Source organism: Sphingomonas sp. NFX23 (genome assembly GCF_049887795.1).
GTDB lineage: Bacteria > Pseudomonadota > Alphaproteobacteria > Sphingomonadales > Sphingomonadaceae > Sphingomonas.
In genome coordinates, this window is record NZ_JAGEKH010000001.1 from 522826 (window position 1) to 539485 (window position 16660).

At 66.4% G+C, this 16660-nt stretch carries 14 protein-coding genes; 2 read left to right on the plus strand and 12 right to left on the minus strand.

The window, feature by feature from the left end:
- The first annotated feature begins 52 nt into the window (after nucleotides 1–52).
- Entirely contained in the window at nucleotides 53–1093 is a 1041-nt protein-coding gene (locus J4O76_RS02520; RefSeq protein WP_056488074.1) for a spore coat protein U domain-containing protein, read from the plus strand.
- Here the strand turns inward: J4O76_RS02520 and J4O76_RS02525 are convergent.
- From J4O76_RS02525 to J4O76_RS02575, 11 genes are all read right to left on the minus strand, one after another.
- Nucleotides 1078–3471, minus strand: coding sequence for a DUF3772 domain-containing protein (locus tag J4O76_RS02525; protein ID WP_426280053.1), 2394 nt, complete (start codon nucleotides 3469–3471; stop codon nucleotides 1078–1080). The two genes, J4O76_RS02520 and J4O76_RS02525, sit on opposite strands and share 16 nt — an antisense overlap.
- 498 nt (nucleotides 3472–3969) lie before the next feature.
- Nucleotides 3970–6078, minus strand: a complete 2109-nt coding sequence (locus J4O76_RS02530; RefSeq protein WP_426280054.1) for a biotin carboxylase N-terminal domain-containing protein — start codon at nucleotides 6076–6078, stop codon at nucleotides 3970–3972.
- 52 nt (nucleotides 6079–6130) lie between these two features.
- Nucleotides 6131–6490 carry a lysozyme inhibitor LprI family protein gene (locus tag J4O76_RS02535; protein ID WP_426280055.1) on the minus strand — a complete coding sequence of 120 codons (360 nt, stop codon included), beginning with the start codon at nucleotides 6488–6490 and terminating at the stop codon, nucleotides 6131–6133.
- The gene (gene bioB / locus J4O76_RS02540) at nucleotides 6481–7602 is read right to left on the minus strand and encodes a biotin synthase BioB (RefSeq protein WP_426280056.1); all 1122 of its coding nucleotides are present in this window, start codon (nucleotides 7600–7602) and stop codon (nucleotides 6481–6483) included. The genes J4O76_RS02535 and bioB overlap by 10 nt, the downstream gene beginning before the upstream one ends.
- On the minus strand, nucleotides 7599–9743 hold the full coding sequence (gene scpA, locus J4O76_RS02545; protein ID WP_426280057.1) for a methylmalonyl-CoA mutase: 2145 nt from the start codon (nucleotides 9741–9743) through the stop codon (nucleotides 7599–7601). Before scpA ends, bioB begins: the two co-directional genes overlap by 4 nt.
- A 121-nt stretch (nucleotides 9744–9864) precedes the next feature.
- On the minus strand, nucleotides 9865–10653 hold the full coding sequence (locus J4O76_RS02550; RefSeq protein WP_426280058.1) for an enoyl-CoA hydratase-related protein: 789 nt from the start codon (nucleotides 10651–10653) through the stop codon (nucleotides 9865–9867).
- A gap of 7 nt (nucleotides 10654–10660) precedes the next feature.
- Nucleotides 10661–11086: a methylmalonyl-CoA epimerase gene (mce, locus tag J4O76_RS02555; RefSeq protein ID WP_253071401.1), complete on the minus strand. Its 426-nt coding sequence runs from the start codon at nucleotides 11084–11086 to the stop codon at nucleotides 10661–10663.
- A complete protein-coding gene (locus tag J4O76_RS02560; RefSeq protein WP_426280059.1) occupies nucleotides 11083–11589 on the minus strand; it encodes a hypothetical protein in 507 nt (168 codons plus the stop codon). Before J4O76_RS02560 ends, mce begins: the two co-directional genes overlap by 4 nt.
- Nucleotides 11586–11801 (minus strand): hypothetical protein, encoded by a 216-nt coding sequence (locus tag J4O76_RS02565; protein ID WP_056063944.1) that lies wholly within the window; start codon nucleotides 11799–11801, stop codon nucleotides 11586–11588. Before J4O76_RS02565 ends, J4O76_RS02560 begins: the two co-directional genes overlap by 4 nt.
- Nucleotides 11798–12082: a hypothetical protein gene (locus J4O76_RS02570; RefSeq protein ID WP_093400483.1), complete on the minus strand. Its 285-nt coding sequence runs from the start codon at nucleotides 12080–12082 to the stop codon at nucleotides 11798–11800. Before J4O76_RS02570 ends, J4O76_RS02565 begins: the two co-directional genes overlap by 4 nt.
- A gap of 59 nt (nucleotides 12083–12141) precedes the next feature.
- Nucleotides 12142–13668 (minus strand): acyl-CoA carboxylase subunit beta, encoded by a 1527-nt coding sequence (locus J4O76_RS02575; protein ID WP_426280060.1) that lies wholly within the window; start codon nucleotides 13666–13668, stop codon nucleotides 12142–12144.
- A gap of 100 nt (nucleotides 13669–13768) precedes the next feature.
- Between J4O76_RS02575 and J4O76_RS02580 the strand changes: the two genes are divergently transcribed.
- Nucleotides 13769–15163 (plus strand): helix-turn-helix domain-containing protein, encoded by a 1395-nt coding sequence (locus J4O76_RS02580; RefSeq protein ID WP_426280061.1) that lies wholly within the window; start codon nucleotides 13769–13771, stop codon nucleotides 15161–15163.
- A gap of 130 nt (nucleotides 15164–15293) precedes the next feature.
- Here J4O76_RS02580 and J4O76_RS02585 read toward each other — a convergent pair whose 3' ends face one another.
- On the minus strand, nucleotides 15294–16658 hold the full coding sequence (locus tag J4O76_RS02585) for an ammonium transporter (RefSeq protein ID WP_426280062.1): 1365 nt from the start codon (nucleotides 16656–16658) through the stop codon (nucleotides 15294–15296).
- Between the last annotated feature and the right edge of the window lie 2 nt (nucleotides 16659–16660).

The window sequence follows — 16660 nt, forward strand, 5'->3', positions numbered from 1 at the left end:
TTAACGAATGTGGGGATAGCGCTGAAGCATCGAAACGGGTGCGAGGGATGCGGTGGGTATCGAACATGGTCTGGCAACGGCGTCGGCGCGCGGCGTAAAGCGACTGGTCGCCGCGGTGTTGCTGTGTCTCGGGGTCGCCGCGGCCCCGGCGTTTGCGTGCGATATCGTGACGCCGTCGACCGCCAATATGGGCACCCTGTCACCGACCGCGGTGCCGACGGCGGGCTTCATCGCGACCACGGGATCGTTCAAATGCACGAACGTCAGCATCCTGACGTTGCTCGGCGCCGATTACCTGCGCGCGACGCTCCTGACGACGGCCCCGCTGACGCTGACCGCCACTACGGGCGGATCGATCACCTATTCGCTATCCGCAAGCCAGGACGGCACCACGCCGTTCGTCGCGAACACCAGCCAGTCGTATATCGAGGGCTCGACGCTGTCGTTGCTGAGCACCAGCAAGGCTTCGGTGCCGATCTATATCAAGCCGATCAGTGCGACGGCACCGCCTGCGGGAATCTACAAGGGCAATTTCCAGGTTCGCTGGGCATGGAGATTCTGTGACGGTGTCGCCGTTGCAGGCATCTGCGCGTTAGGCGACAACGATGTCGGCAACAAGATCGCGTCGGTCGACGTGACGATCACGGTGGCGCGCGACGCCATCGTCACGATCACGCAACGCGCGACATGGGAAGCCTCGGCGACGACCAACAACCCGAAGGCCATTCCCGGCGCGAAACTGCGCATGGCGATGCAGATCGAGAACCCCAATCCGTTCGCGCTGGACGGCAACACGCTGGCGTTCACATTGCCTACGCCCGCCCGGCTACAGATCGCGCTCGATGGCGACGGGACCGCTTCGACCGCGTATGTCATGACGGCGGAAGGCACGCCCGCATCTTCGCTGGCGGTCACCTATGCCAGCCCGGCGAGCACCACGGACGATGTGGACTTCTCGTCGAACAACGGCGGCAGCTGGACCTATGACCCGACGACGGCACCCCGATCGGTCACCACCGTGCGGATCCGCCCGCGCGGAACCATGGCGGCTGGATCGAAATTCACCGTGTCCTTGCCTTACGCTCTATTCTGATCAGGGGTCTGCTCGGAGACGGGCGGAGTCGGCATGCTACCGACGATCTCCATCTTGGTCGCGGTCGAGCCGACTTCGATGCCCGCCTCGCGGAACTGGCGGAGCAGCGTGAACAGCAGTTCGCTGCGCATCGGATAGGCATCGCGCGGGCTCGCGACGTACGCGAAGCAGTTGAACTTGGCGCGGCCGGCGTCGATCGAATCGATGAACACCTTGGGCTCGGGATCGTCGAGCACCTCGTGCTTCTCCGCGAACGCCGCGAACAACATCGTCCGCACCGCGTCGAGATCCTCCTCGAGCGGCACCGAGAATTGCAGCTGGATCCGGCCGATGGGTGCTGCCAGCGTCATGTTCTGGATCGTCTTGGTGATCAGCTCGGAATTCGGGACGATCAACGTCGAGCGGTCCGCCACCTGGATCTCGGTCGAGCGGACGTTGATCCGCTTCACGTCGCCCTCCATGTTGCCGATCCGGACGAGGTCGCCGATCTTGACCGGGCGTTCGGCGAGCAGAATCAGCCCTGACACGAAGTTCTGCGTGATCGCCTGGAGGCCGAAACCGATCCCGACCGACAGCGCGCCAAGCACCACGGCGAGCTTCTCCATGCCGATGCCGAGCGCGCCGAGCGCCCACAGCACCGCGGCGATGATCCCGGCATAGCGCGCGACCATCATCACCGAATTCTGCGCGCCCGCATCCATCGCGGTGGTCGGCAGATAGCTGTTCACCAGCCAGTGCTGCAGCCCGCGCATGATCGCGAGCGCGACGAACAGCACCGCGATCGAGCGCAGCACGGCGCCCGGCGAGATCGTGACCTGGCCGATCGTGACGCCGTTCGCGACCGTCCCGAACAGCTCGAACGCCGACCCGACGCCCGCCCCGAACGGCGCCATCACCGCGCCGACCGCGAGCAGGATCAGCAACAGCCGCAGCACCGCCGACAGCAGCACGCCGATCTGGTCGACGGTCTTGTTGTCGACCCCGAAGCCGCTGTTCGCCGACCGGCCGAGACGGTTGCCACTCGACAGCAACGTCCGACACGCGTCGTCGGTGAAGGTCATCATCAGGTACAGCGACGCGCCGACGATCGCGCCCCACAGCAGCCACGTCGCGACCTTCAGCGCGAAGTTCACATAGCCGATCAGCCCGGCGACCAATGTGACGAGCAGCACCAGCCAGACCAGCGTCGCGACGATCGCGAGCAGCGTATTGCGCGCGGGCTTCGTCGGGTCAGGCAGCGCGGCGGCGCGCAACCGGCCGAGCGTCACCAAAATCGCGCCGAGCAGGACGATGTGGAGCAACGCAACGACCGCGTTGGCGGCGCTCGATGCGGGCGCGCTGATGCCGATCAGCATGTTGGTCGCGATCAGCAACTGGCCAAAGAAGATCAGCCCGGCGGCCATCCAGGTGTACGGGCGCAGCGCCTGTGCGGCCGGGTCGCCGATCGGCAGCAGCCGCCACGTCGACTGGCCGCGCAGCAAGAGCGCGCCGCCGAGCGACGACACGAACGCGCAGAACCATGTGATCCCGACGAAGAGCGCGCCGAACCGACTCCAGGCGGGCGACACGAGCCCGGCCCAGCGCAGCGACGCGACGATCGCCCAGGCGGCGAAGCCGGGCAGCGCGGTGCCGATCACGACCAGCCATAGCGCGTAGGCCGAGCGTCGCAGGCGACCGCCGGGCGCGTGGTTGGTTGCGTAGCGCCGTCCGACGCCGTGCAGCCAGCGCCGCAACGGCACGATCAGCACCAGCGCGGTCAGGATTCCGATCAGCAGGCCGGTGCCGGCGCGCATGTCGAACCGCGCGCCGAACTGGCGGATCTCGACATTGGCGAACCGCATCATGCGCGCGGTGTCGCGCGGCAGGTGATCGACGATCGCGGCCCACAATGTCGGCGACAGCGGCGAGCCGGTGTTTTCGGACAATTGCTGGCCGAGTTCCTCCGCCTCGGCCGCACCGATGTCGTCGATCTGCTGCTTGGCCTCGATGCCGATGAGGCGCGCGCGCTTGATCGCGGAGTCGATCGTGGACTGGCTCTGCGCGAGGAGCTTGCGTTGCGCGCGAATCTCGGGCGCTTCGACCACGCCGGGGGTGGCGGCGCCGAGTTCCGCGACGCGCGCCTGGACGAGGGCCATCTCGGGGGTGAGCGTGCGGACGGCGTCGGCGGCGGTGGTCTGCACGGTTTGCGCGCGGGTACGGAGGGCTTGCCGCGCCTTGTCGTCGCGTGCGGCGGGCGTGGCATCGTCGATCGCCTGGAGCTCGGCGGAGGCTTGCGTCAGGCTGGCGGCAACGGTCGCGACCTTGGGCTCGTCCTGCGCGATCGCGGGGAGCGCGGTGGCTAGGAGGAGGAGCGCGGCGAGGTAACGGAGGAGGGTCATCCGGGGTGCTTTACAGCGGTAGGGCGGGAAACGGGAGGGGTGGTAGCGTTGGGCTTGGGTACCGGCACCGCTGCCGCTGTTTTCGGCAAGGCCTCAGGATAAGCGCGTTCCCATCACACGTCCCACCCCGGCGAAGGCCGGGGCCCAGTTGGAAAGGTCGCTGTAACGGAGCGCTGGCCTCAATCACCTGCCGCTCCCAACTGGGCCCCGGCCTTCGCCGGGGTGGTGTTAGGGGGGGACGCGGTCCTGCAAACACAGCTGCCGGCCTACCCTTCCTTGTTCTCCCGCGAAGGCGGGAGCCCAGGCTGGGTCCCCGCCTTCGCGGGGAAACAATAGTGCGGTCAACTGCCTGGCGTTAGGTGTCAGAAACGTACCTCCCTCTCCGTCACCCCGGCGGACGCCGGCCCACCGGCCCGCATGCTCCGTTTTATCGGGTGTGCGGAACGGTGGATGCCGGAACGAGTCCGGCATGACGGGCGGGACGAGTGAAGCGCTAACTCAGTCGAGCTCGAGGATCACCTGATCCACCGCCAAGCTGTCCCCGGTCTTCGCGGCGACCGACTTCACCGTGCCCGTCTTCTCGGCGCGGAGAATGTTCTCCATCTTCATCGCCTCGACCACCGCCAGCGGCTGCCCCGCCTCGACCCTGTCGCCCGCCGCGACGTCGAGCCGGACCAGCAACCCCGGCATCGGGCAGATCAGGAACTTCGACAGATCGGGCGCGACCTTCTCGATCAGATGCGCGGTGTACGGCGCGACGCGAGCGGGAAGGACGCGGGCGACATGGCTTGCCCCTCGTGCGGTAAGCTTGAAGCCAGCGCGGGCCTTGGCGATGCGGATCGTGAGGTGTTCGTCGCCATCTGTCTCATGACCGTCGGCGACCACCATGCGATCGCCGGGCGTGTATTCGAGCGACAGGTCGAGCTCTTCGCCGTCGACCATGATGCCGTCGGTCGAGACCGTCACCGCGTGGTCGATCTTGTCGATGGACACCACCCAGTCGGCGGGCGGGCGGAGGCGCTTGCCGAGTTGGCCGTCGATGCGGCGCGCGCGGTCGGCTTCTGCTGTCGCGGCGAAGGCTGCGACGGCGGCGAGCGTCTTCAGCAATTCGGCGTCGGCGGGGGCGCCGTGGAAGCCGTCGGGATATTCCTCGGCGATGAAGCCTGTGGTGAGCGCGCCCGACTGGAAGCGCGGGTGCTGCATGATCGCCGAGAGGAAATCGATGTTGTTGCCCGGCCCCTCCAATTCGAACGCGTCGAGCGCGGCGATCTGCGCGGCGATCGCGCCGTCGCGCGTGGGCGCCCAGGTGATGAGCTTGGCGATCATCGGGTCGTAGAACATGCTGACCTCGCCACCCTCGCGGACGCCGTCGTCGACACGGACCCTCGCTTCCCCCCCGCCCGCTTGCGGGAGGGGAATGGGGGGTGGGCTCGCGCCATCATCAAGCGTAACCGTGGAGGAGAGCGCGTGCCCACCCCCGGCCCCTCCCGCTTGCGGGAGGGGGGAGGTTTCGGGCGGATTATATCGCACCAATCGACCGATCGATGGCAGGAACCCACGATACGGGTCCTCCGCGTACACACGGTTCTCGATCGACCAACCGTTGAGCTTCACCTCGTCCTGCGTGAACCCGAGCGGTTCGCCAGCCGCAACACGGATCATCAGTTCGACGAGATCGAGCCCAGTGATCTCTTCCGTCACCGGATGCTCGACCTGAAGCCGGGTGTTCATCTCGAGGAAGTAGAACCCCTCCCCCGTCGTGTCCGCGCCCGAGACGATCAGCTCGACCGTGCCCGCCGAAAAATACCCCACCGCCTGCGCCAGTGCGACGGCCTGCTCACCCATCGCTTTCCGCATCTTCGGCGTCACGAACGGCGACGGCGCCTCCTCGACGACCTTCTGATGCCGCCGCTGAATCGAGCATTCGCGTTCGTTGAGATAGACGATGTTGCCGTGCTGGTCGCCGATCAGCTGAATCTCGATATGCCGCGGGCTTTCGATGAACTTCTCGATGAACACGCGGTCGTCGCCGAAGCTGGCGAGCCCCTCGCGCTTGGTCGCCTCGAAGCCTTCGCGGACGTCCTGTTCGCTGTACGCCAGCCGCATGCCCTTGCCGCCGCCGCCGGCCGACGCCTTCATCATCACCGGATAACCGATGCCGCCGGCGATCTCGACCGCGTGATCGGTGCTGTCGATCTCGCCGAGATAGCCCGGCACGACGTTGACGCCCGCGGCCTTGGCGAGCTTCTTCGATTCGATCTTGTCGCCCATTGCGGCGATCGCGTTGGGTGGGGGGCCGACGAACGCGATCCCGGCCTCGGCGCAGGCCAGCGCGAAACTCTCGCGTTCGGAGAGGAAGCCGTAGCCCGGATGGATGCAGTCCGCGCCGGTTTCCTTGGCCGCGAGCAATATCAACTCGGCCTTGAGATAGCTCTCCGCGGCGGGTGCCGGCCCGAGCCGGACGGACTCGTCGGCCATCAGCACGTGCGGCGCGCGCGCGTCGGCGTCGGAATAGACCGCGACGGTCTTGATGCCCATCGCCTTGGCGGTCCGCATGACCCGACACGCGATCTCGCCCCGATTGGCGACCAGGATTTTCTTGAACATCACTCGCCCTACTCTGTGCCGTCTTGCCGGACGCGGTCCGGGTGCGGACTGGTTATTGGTACCAAATCATCGTCTTGAGTTGCTTCGTGCGGGCCTGCGTCAGGTCGGTCCTACACCCGGCAATTGTCATGCCCTGCGCCGAACCGCCCGCGTATTGCCCGCCTTCGATCACGCACTGCGTATCGCGGAACTTGAGCCACGCGCGCTGGCTCTCCAGCAGCGCCGCCGCATAGCCGAACCCGCCGCCGCGCGACCCGTCCTGCGCGTCGCGACCCTTCATGTAGGCGTAGGTCCGCTTCCACTGCGCAGTCATTGCTGCATCCGCCCGCGCGTAACTCGTGCCGGCGGACGCGTTCATCGTCGCCTGCGACTGCATCGGCGCGGCGGCCATCAAAAGTGCGATCAGCAGCATGTCTTGGCCTCTCTCATCGGCTCCGCGCCGACCATCGGTTTCATCCCCAGCTTCGCCAGCAGCGTCGCGTCGGCGCTGTCGCCGGCGTTACCGGTGGTCAGCAGCTTGTCGCCGGTGAAGATCGAGTTCGCGCCGGCCATGAAGCAGAGCGCCTGGGTAGCCTCCGACATGCTCTCGCGCCCGGCCGACAGCCGCACCATGCTGAGCGGCATCGTGATCCGCGCGACGGCGACCGTCCGGACGAACTCGATGTCGTCGATCTGCGCCATCGGCGTGCCGGCGAGCATGTCGCCGAGCGGCGTGCCCTTGACCGGGACCAGCGCGTTGACGGGCACGCTCTCGGGGTGGCGCGGCAGCGTGGCGAGCGCGTGGACGAAGCCGACGCGGTCGCTGCGCGTCTCGCCCATGCCGACGATCCCGCCGCAGCAGACCGAGATCCCGGCGTCACGGACGTTCGCCAGCGTATCGAGGCGATCGCCGAAGGTGCGCGTGGTGATGACGTTGCCGTAATTCTCGGGCGAGGTATCGATGTTGTGGTTGTAGTAATCGAGGCCGGCTTCGGCGAGCTGCTTGGCCTGGTCCGCGTCGAGCATGCCGAGCGTCATGCACGTCTCGAGCCCCATCGCGCGGACGCCCTCGACCATCGCGACGACCTTCGGCATGTCGCGCGGCTTCGGGTTGCGCCAGGCGGCACCCATGCAGAAACGCTGCGAGCCGGCGGCCTTGGCCTGCGCGGCGTCGGCGAGCACCGCGTCGACGTCCATCAGCTTTTCCGCCTTCAGGCCGGAGTCGGACGACGCGGACTGCGAGCAATAGCCGCAATCCTCGGGGCAGCCGCCGGTCTTGATCGACAGCAGCGTGCAGAGCTGGACTTCGCCGATCGCGTGATGCGCGCGGTGGACGGTCTGCGCGCGGAACATGAGTTCGTCGAACGGGAGGTCGAACAGCGCGGCGATTTCCGCGCGAGTCCAGTCGGTCCTAGACTCCCCTCCCGCCTGCGGGAGGGGTCGGGGGAGGGTCTGTCCAGAAGCGGCGGCAGCAGTGTTCGCGGCACTGCCCTCCCCTAGCCCCTCCCGCAGGCGGGAGGGGGACATCAGCGTAGTGGTCGTCATTCGGCGGCTTCCTCTTGCGGGGCCATGTTGTGGCCGAGGAGTTTCAACACGTCCTCGGCGGCCTGGATCAGGTTGGTGCCGGGTCCAAAGATCGCCTGGACCCCGGCATCGCGCAGCGCCTGATAGTCCTGTGCGGGGATAACGCCACCCGCGATCACCTTGATATCCGCGCGGCCCGCCTCCCGGAGATAGCCGATCAGCTCGGGGATCAGCGTCTTGTGGCCGGCGGCGAGTGACGAGGCACCGACGATATCGACGTCGTTTTCGAGCGCGAGCGCGGCGGCTTCGGCGGGGGTCTGGAACAGCGGGCCGGGGACGATCTCGAAGCCGAGGTCGCCGAACATCGACGAGACTAGGTTGGCGCCGCGGTCGTGGCCGTCCTGGCCCATCTTGGCGACCAGCATGCGCGGCTTACGCCCCATCCGGCGTTCGGTGGCTTCGACGCCGTCGGTGAGGCGGGTCCAGCGTGCATCGTCTTCGTAAGCGCCGCCATAGATGCCGGAGACGGGGGTGGGCTGCGTGCCGTAGCGGCCGAACACGTCTTCCATCGCGGAGGAGATTTCGCCGAGCGTGGCGCGGGCGCGGGCGCACTCGACCGCAAGCGCGAGGAGGTTTTCGGAGCCCTTCGCGCCTTCCCGCAACGCATCGAGGGCAGCACGGCATGTCGCCTCATCCCGCGCGGCCTTCACCCGCTCGATGCGTTCGATTTGGCCCGCCCTCACTGCGACGTTGTCCACGTCGAGGATCTCGATCGCGTCCTGTTCGGCGAGCTTGTACTTGTTCACCCCGACGATGACGTCCTCGCCGCGATCGACGCGCGCCTGGCGGCCGGCGGCGGCTTCCTCGATCATCGCCTTGGGCCAGCCCGCCGCGACCGCCTTCGCCATGCCGCCCTCGGACTGGATCCGCTCGATCAGCGTCCAGGCGCCGTCGACCAGCGACTGCGTCAGGCTCTCGATATAATAGCTGCCGCCGAGCGGGTCGACGACCTTGGTCATCCCCGTCTCTTCCTGGATCACGATCTGCGTGTTGCGCGCGATCCGTGCCGAGAAGTCGGTCGGCAGCGCGATCGCCTCGTCGAGCGCGTTGGTGTGGAGCGACTGCGTACCCCCCAGCATCGCCGCCATCGCCTCGATCGTCGTGCGCATGACGTTGTTGTACGGGTCCTGCTCGGTGAGCGAGACGCCGCTGGTCTGGCAGTGCGTACGCAGCATCTTGGAGCGCTCGTCCTGCGCGCCCAATTGCGTCATCGCGCGGTGCCAGAGCACGCGGGCGGCGCGAAGCTTGGCGATCTCCATGAAGAAGTTCATGCCGATCGCGAAGAAGAACGACAGCCGCCCGGCGAACTTGTCGATGTCGAGCCCGGACGCGACGCCGTATTTCACATATTCCATGCCGTCGGCGATCGTGAAGGCGAGCTCGTGGAGCTGCGTCGCTCCCGCCTCCTGCATGTGATAGCCGCTGATCGAAATACTGTTGAACTTGGGCATCTCGCGGCTGGTGTAGCCGAAGATGTCCGAGATGATCCGCATGCTCGGCTCGGGCGGGTAGATGTAGGTGTTGCGGACCATGAACTCTTTGAGGATGTCGTTCTGGATAGTCCCGTCGAGCAGTTTGCGGTCGACGCCCTGCTCCTCGCCCGCGACGATGAAGAAGGCGAGGATCGGGATCACCGCGCCGTTCATCGTCATACTGACCGACATCTTGTCGAGCGGGATGCCGTCGAAGAGGATCTTCATGTCCTCGACCGAATCGATCGCAACGCCTGCCTTGCCGACGTCGCCGGTGACGCGGGGGTGGTCGGAATCATAGCCGCGGTGGGTGGCGAGATCGAATGCTACCGAGAGGCCTTTCTGGCCGGCGGCGAGGTTGCGGCGGTAGAAGGCGTTCGAGGCTTCGGCGGTGGAGAAGCCGGCGTATTGGCGGATCGTCCAGGGGCGACCGGCGTACATCGACGCGCGGACGCCGCGGGTGAAGGGCGCGAAACCTGGGAGGCCGGGGTCGGCGGTGACGTCGTCCGCGGTGTAGAGCGGCTTGACGTCGATGCCTTCGGGTGTCGGCCAGGTGAGGTCGGCGCCCTTTACTTCCTTGGCGGCGGCGGCCTGCCAGTCCGCGAGGGTGGGGTTCGGTTTGTCAGTCATGCGGAGAACACCACCCCGGCGAAGGCCGGGGCCCAATTGGAAAGGTTGCTGTAACGGAGAGTTGCACCGGCCTCCGCCGGGGTGGTGGTTAGAAATGCCGGGGTGGTGTTGGAGGCGGAGGTCATTTCCCGGTGAACACCGGCTTGCGCTTTTCCAGGAAAGCGCGGCCGCCCTCCATCGAGTCCGCAGACCCACGCGCGTCGCGCTGGTTCGCCGCTTCGGCCTGCATCGCGGTCGCGTAATCCGTCTCGTACGCAGCCGTAATCGCCCGGCGCATCAACCCCAGCGCGACCGTCGGCATCGCCGCCAGCCGCTCCGCCAGCGCGAACGCCTCGGCATCCAGCGCATCGTCCGCCACGACCTTATGCACCATTCCCCAGTCGAGCGCCTTGGCGGCCGGCACGCGCTCGCCGAGCATCATCATTTCCGTTGCCCGCGCGCGCCCGATCAAGCGAGGCAGCATCCACGACGCGCCGCCGTCCGGCACCAGCCCGATATTCACGAACGCCTGGAGAAAATACGCGTTCTCGCTCGCGACGCAGAAATCCGCAGCGAGCGCGAGGCTGCAGCCGATCCCTGCCGCAGGACCACGCACCGCGCTGACCACCGGCACCGACAGGTCGGCGAGCGCCGTCATCGTCGGATTGTAGCTGCCGGTCAGTGCCGCGAACGTCGCCTCGCCTGGATTGTCCGAACCAAGCGCCCCGCCGCCGACATCCGCGCCCGAGCAGAACGCGCGTCCCGCACCCGCAATCAGAACAGCGCGCGCACTGTTCAAGTCGCCCAACGCCGCGCGCAACTCCTCGAACATCGCCGGCGGTGCGGCGTTCAGCCGGTCGGGCCGGTTGAGCGTCAGCACCAGCACGTCGCCGCGCCGTTCGCTCAGGATATGCTCGTACGCGGCCATCATATCTCTCCTAGTGCGCGCCGGTATCGCCCGGCGTCTCCATCAACTCGACCAGCATGCCGCCAAAGTCCTTGGGGTGCACGAACACGATCGGCGTGCCATGCGCGCCGATCCGCGGCTCGCCCAGCACGGTCGCACCCTTCGCCTTCAGGTCGGCGACCGCGGCGGCGATATCGGCGACTTCGAAACAGACATGATGCTGACCACCGGCCGGGTTCTTGCGCAGGAAGCCGGCGATCGGCGAACTCTCGTCATACGGCTCGATCAGCTCGATCTGCGTGTTGGGCGCATCGATGAAGCACACCTTTACGCCCTGCGCAGGCAGGTCGAAGGGCTCGCCAATCGCGGTCGCACCGAGCAGCAGGCGATACGTCTCGACCGACTTCGCGATCGACGGCGTCGCAACTCCGACATGGTTGAGGCGGCCCAATGTCATTGCGCATCCTTCGGTGGCGGCGGCGGCGTGGGAACGACACCCAGCGTGTAACCGCACACGCCGAGCACCTGCCGGATCATCGCATCACTGGTCGGCGCGACGAAATTCGCCTGCACCGCGAAGTTCGCGCCGTTGGTGGTCTCGACCCGTACCGTCTTCGATTTTACCAGAAACGTCGTCAGCCTGGTGATCGCCTCGGGATCGGTGACGTAGGTCCCCGTGCCCGGAAACTGCCAGTTATAGGTGAACGCCGGCCCGCCATCGAAGCGCACCGCGACGGGTTTGTCCGCGCCTGACCCGAGCGGCTGCGGCTGGATGAACTGGATCGAGACGATAGGCTCGGCCGCGACATCGCACTTCACCACGAACCGCGACAGACCATCGTTGCCGGTGACCGACGCGGAGATGCTGCGCACACCCGCCTGATTGGTGCGATCCGCGAGCTTCCAGGTTGGTGCAGGTGCCGCCACGGCTGCGGCTTGAAGCAGAAGAAACGCAATCATTGCTCGATCCTCCGCTGCTGGGCCGCCGCCATTGCAGCGCCTTCGATCACCCCTTCCAAGCGAGACACCCGATCGCGCAGGTCACCATGCGCACCGGCAAGACCCGCGAGCCGCCCGCCAAGCTGAGCGACGTCTCGATCGAGACCATCGAGCTGATCCTTCAGCGTCAGGATCGTCTTGAAAACGCCAAATGCTTTCTCACCCGCACTCACGGTCTTTCGCCCGCCAACACCGCATCGACCACAGCGCAGGTGCGCGCGATATTCTCCCGCATCGACTGAATGGACATCTTCATGTCGTCGACAGCGGCCTCGATCTCCGGTGCGAGAAACGCCAATGCCGCTTCCTCGTCGTGCGACGCCGGTGCAGCAATGTACCGCGTTGTCGCTTCACGCACGACGCGGCCGACGGACATGCCGCTGTTCGCCGCGAACGCATCGAGCGCTGCCTTGTGATCGGGCGTAGTCAGAAACGTCACGCGTTCGGTCTGCATGTCACGACTCCTTCGCATGACATGATAATGTGCTTATCATCATGCAACAAGCCGCCGGATCACAACGGGATGTTGTCATGCTTCTTCCACGGATTTTCCAGCGCCTTGCCGCGGAGCTTCCGGAGACCCAGCGCGATGCGGCGGCGGGTCGAATGGGGCTGGATCACTTCGTCGATGAAGCCCTTGCTTGCCGCCACGAACGGATTGGCGAACCGCGCCTCGTATTCCGCGGTGCGTTCGGCGATCTCCTCCGGCGTCTTGCCGCGGAAGATGATCTCGACCGCGCCCTTCGCGCCCATCACTGCGATCTCGGCGGTCGGCCATGCATAGTTGAGATCGCCGCGCAGGTGCTTCGACGCCATCACGTCGTACGCGCCGCCATACGCCTTCCGCGTGATGACGGTGATCTTGGGCACGGTCGCCTCGGCATAGGCGAACAACAGTTTCGCGCCGTGCTTAATGATGCCGTTATGCTCCTGCGCGGTGCCGGGCAGGAAGCCGGGGACGTCGACGAAGGTCACGATCGGGATCTCGAACGCATCGCAGAAGCGCACGAACCGGGCGGCCTTCTTCGACGAATTGATGTCGAGCACGCCGGCCAGCACCATCGGCTGATTCGCGACGAAGCCGACCGTGCGGCCTTCGATCCGGCCGAAGCCGGTGATGATGTTGGCCGCATGTGCCGGCTGAGTCTCGAAGAAATCGCCTTCGTCGACGGTCTTTCGGATCAGCTCGTGCATGTCGTAGGGCTGGTTCGCCGACGCCGGGATCAGCGTGTCGAGGCTCTCCTCAAGTCTGTCCCATTCGTCCGCGGTAGAACGCTCGGGCACGCCCTCGCGATTGGATGCGGGCAGGAAGTCGAAGAAATCGCGCGCCGCAAGTAGCGCTTCGATGTCGTTCTCGAACGCGTTGTCGGCGACCGACGTCTTGGTGGTGTGCGTCACGGCGCCGCCGAGCGCTTCCTGCGTCACGACCTCGTTGGTCACCGTCTTGACCACGTCGGGGCCGGTGACGAACATATAGCTCGAATCCTTCACCATGAAGATGAAGTCGGTCATCGCGGGGGAATAGACCGCGCCACCCGCACAGGGTCCCATGATCAGCGAAAGCTGCGGCACGACACCGCTGGCCAGCACGTTGCGCTGGAACACCTCGGCATAGCCACCGAGCGAGGCGACGCCCTCCTGGATGCGCGCGCCGCCGCTGTCGTTGAGGCCGATGACCGGCGCGCCGACCTTCATCGCGCTGTCCATCACCTTGCAGATCTTCTGCGCGTGACGCTCGCTGAGCGACCCGCCGAACACGGTGAAATCCTGGCTGAAGACGAAGACGAGGCGGCCGTTGATCGTGCCCGAGCCGGTGACCACGCCGTCGCCGGGGATCACCTGGTCCTGCATGCCGAAATCGACGCAGTTATGCTCGACATACATGTCGAGCTCCTCGAACGACCCCTCGTCCAGCAGCACGTCAAGGCGCTCCCTCGCGGTAAGCTTTCCCTTGGCGTGCTGCGCTGCGATCCGCTTGAGGCCCCCGCCGACTCTGGCGGCTTCGCGGCGGCGTTCAAGCTCTTCGATCGTGGATGACATCGTCTCTCCGTCCTGCTGACTGCCTTCACAGAGCGGGATGCGATGCGCAAATGCAATGTTGCAAACTTGTCCGAGGCATGTTTGCAAACTAGGCGGGGATATGACTTTGCCCGCGCGTCGCCTCTTCGTCGGACACCGCCTGCGCGACCTGCGCCGGGTGCTCGGGATCAGCCAGGCCGCGATGGCCGTGCGGATCGGGTTGTCGGTGAGCTACCTCTCGCAGATCGAGAATGGCGACCGGCCGGTGACCGAGGGCGTGCTGATCACGCTGGCGCGCGAGTTTCCGGCGGATTGGGGGAGCATCGACGCGGCGGACGATACTGCGCTGCTGATCGCGACGCTGGAGGCGGTGTCGGACACGAGCGTCGAGGCGCCCGCGCTCGACGAGACCGCGGTGCGGCGTGCGGTGAAGCACCAGCCGCTGTTGGCGCAGCGGTTGGTTGCAATGCACGACGCGTATCGGCGGGCGCAGGAGCAGTTGCGCGCGCTCGACGACCGGTTGGTGGCGGGATCGGGGGCGCCTGGGTTGTTGCCGTGGGAGGACGTGCGCGACTGGTTTCACGCGGCGGGCAATTATGTCGATGCGCTCGATCGGCGGGCGGAGGAGATCGGCGAGACGCTGGGGGCGGACCGGATCGCTGCGCTGGAGGCTCGGCTCGCGGCGCGCGGCGTATCGGTCGCGATTTCGGGCGGGCTCGCTGCACCTTTGCGCGACTATGACGGCGCAACGTTGCGGCTCGATGGATCTCAGCCCGGTGAGACGACCTTGTTCTCGCTCGCGCACCAAGTCGCGCGGCACGAGTTCGGCGACGTCATCGGCGGGATCGTCGCGGCGTCGGAAATGGCGTCGGAGACGGCGCGCGCGTTGCTGACGGCGGGGCTGACCAACTACGCGGCGGGGGCAATCGTCATGCCCTATACCCGCTTCCGGACGGAGGCACGGAGCGTCCGCCACGATATCGACCGGCTGCGGCGGATTTTCGGGACGAGTTTCGAGCAGACCTGCCACCGGCTCTCGACGTTGCAGCGACCGGGCGCGCTGGGCATCCCGTTCTTCTTCTGCCGCGTCGACATGGCGGGGAACATCACCAAGCGGCACTCGGCCACGCGCCTGCAGTTCGCGCGGTTCGGGGGGGCGTGTCCGCTGTGGATCGTCCACGAGGCGGTGGCGATCCCCGACCGAATCCTGACGCAACTAATCGAGACGACCGACGGCATCCGCTACGTCTCGATGGCGAAAGGGCTGGTGAAACCGTCCGAGACGTACACGCGACCGGCGCGGCGCTACGCGGTGGCGCTGGGGTGCGAGGAGGCGAACGCGTCGGAGTTCATCTATGCGGATGCGCTGGGGACCGGAGGCATCGCTACGCCGATCGGGTCGTCGTGCCGCATCTGCCTGCGCACCGACTGCGACCAGCGCGCGTTTCCGCCGGCCGCCAGCGAGATACGCGTCGACCCCGACCGCCGCGGCGCCGTGCCGTACGAAGTGGTTTAGCCCACCCCTCCAAACTCGATCGAAGTACCACTTCGTTCGACATAAAAAAGGCCCGGTGTGTTTCCACACCGGGCTAAGGTTGTCCGCAGGAGGAACGTCGTGGGTGCGGGCTCGACTGGCCCGCTACCGATTAGTTGTAAGCGCGCTCGCCATGTTCGCCGATATCGAGACCCTCGTGCTCGACTTCCGGCGATACCCGCAGACCGGTGACGGCCTTGGCGACGTAGATCGCGATCGTGGTGCCGATCGTGGCCCAGATGATCGTCACGATCACCGCCTGGAGCTGCACGAAGAGCTTGGCGCCCATCGCATAGTCCGCAGCACCGGGCCCGCCGAGCGACGGGGCATAGACCACCGCGGTGCCGATCGCGCCGATCATGCCACCGATGCCGTGGATCCCGAAGGCATCGAGCGAGTCGTCGTACCCGAGCATCGGCTTGAGCTTCGACACTGCCATGAAGCAGACGAGCGAGGCGATCGCACCGAGGACGATGGCGCCGAACGGGCCGGAGTTGCCTGCGGCCGGCGTGACGGCGACAAGGCCAGCGACGATGCCCGAGCAGAAGCCGAGTGCGGAACCCTTGTGACCCGAGAGCTTCTCGGCAAGCATCCAGAACAGCGCAGCCGATGCCGTGGCGACGAAGGTGTTCAGCATCGCAAGCGCGGCAGACCCGTTCGCCTCGAGCGCGGAACCGGCGTTGAAGCCGAACCAGCCGACCCAGAGCAGCCCGGTGCCGATGCCGGTCATGACCAGCGAGTGCGGTGCCATCGGCTCCTTCGGATAGCCGATACGCTTGCCGAGGATCAGGGCTGCGACCAGTGCCGAGACGCCGGCGTTGATGTGGACCACGGTGCCGCCGGCGAAATCGAGCGCGCCTGCCTTGAAGAAATAGCCGCTCGATGCCCACACCATGTGCGCGATCGGGAAATAGACGATCGTCAGCCAGACCAGGCCGAACACCATCACCGCCGAGAACTTCATGCGCTCGACGACCGAGCCCAGGACCAGCGCGATGGTGATCGCGGCGAAGGTCATCTGGAAGCAGATGAAGACATATTCGGGGATCTCGACGCCAGCCGTGAAGGTCGCGGCCTGCGAAGCCGGCGTGACACCCTTCAGGAACGCCTTGTCGAAGCTGCCGATGAAGTTGCTGAGCAGCGGGTTGGTCACGTCGGGACCGAACGCCAGCGTGTAGCCCCACATCACCCAGATGAGCATCGCGAGCGCCGCGACGGCACCGATCTGAGTCATGGTCGACAACATGTTCTTCGACCGCGTGAGGCCGCCATAGAACAGCGCGAGGCCGGGCAGGATCATCATCAGGACGAGGATCGTCGAGGTCATCATCCAGGCGGTGTCGCCCTTGTTCACGGTCGCGACGACAGGCGCGACCACCGGTGCGGCTGCGGCCTGTGCCCAGGCGGGTGCGGCGGCGATCATCGTCGCGCCGAACCCTAGAGCCGCGACGGCGACCTTCTTCAAATCATGCTTCATCT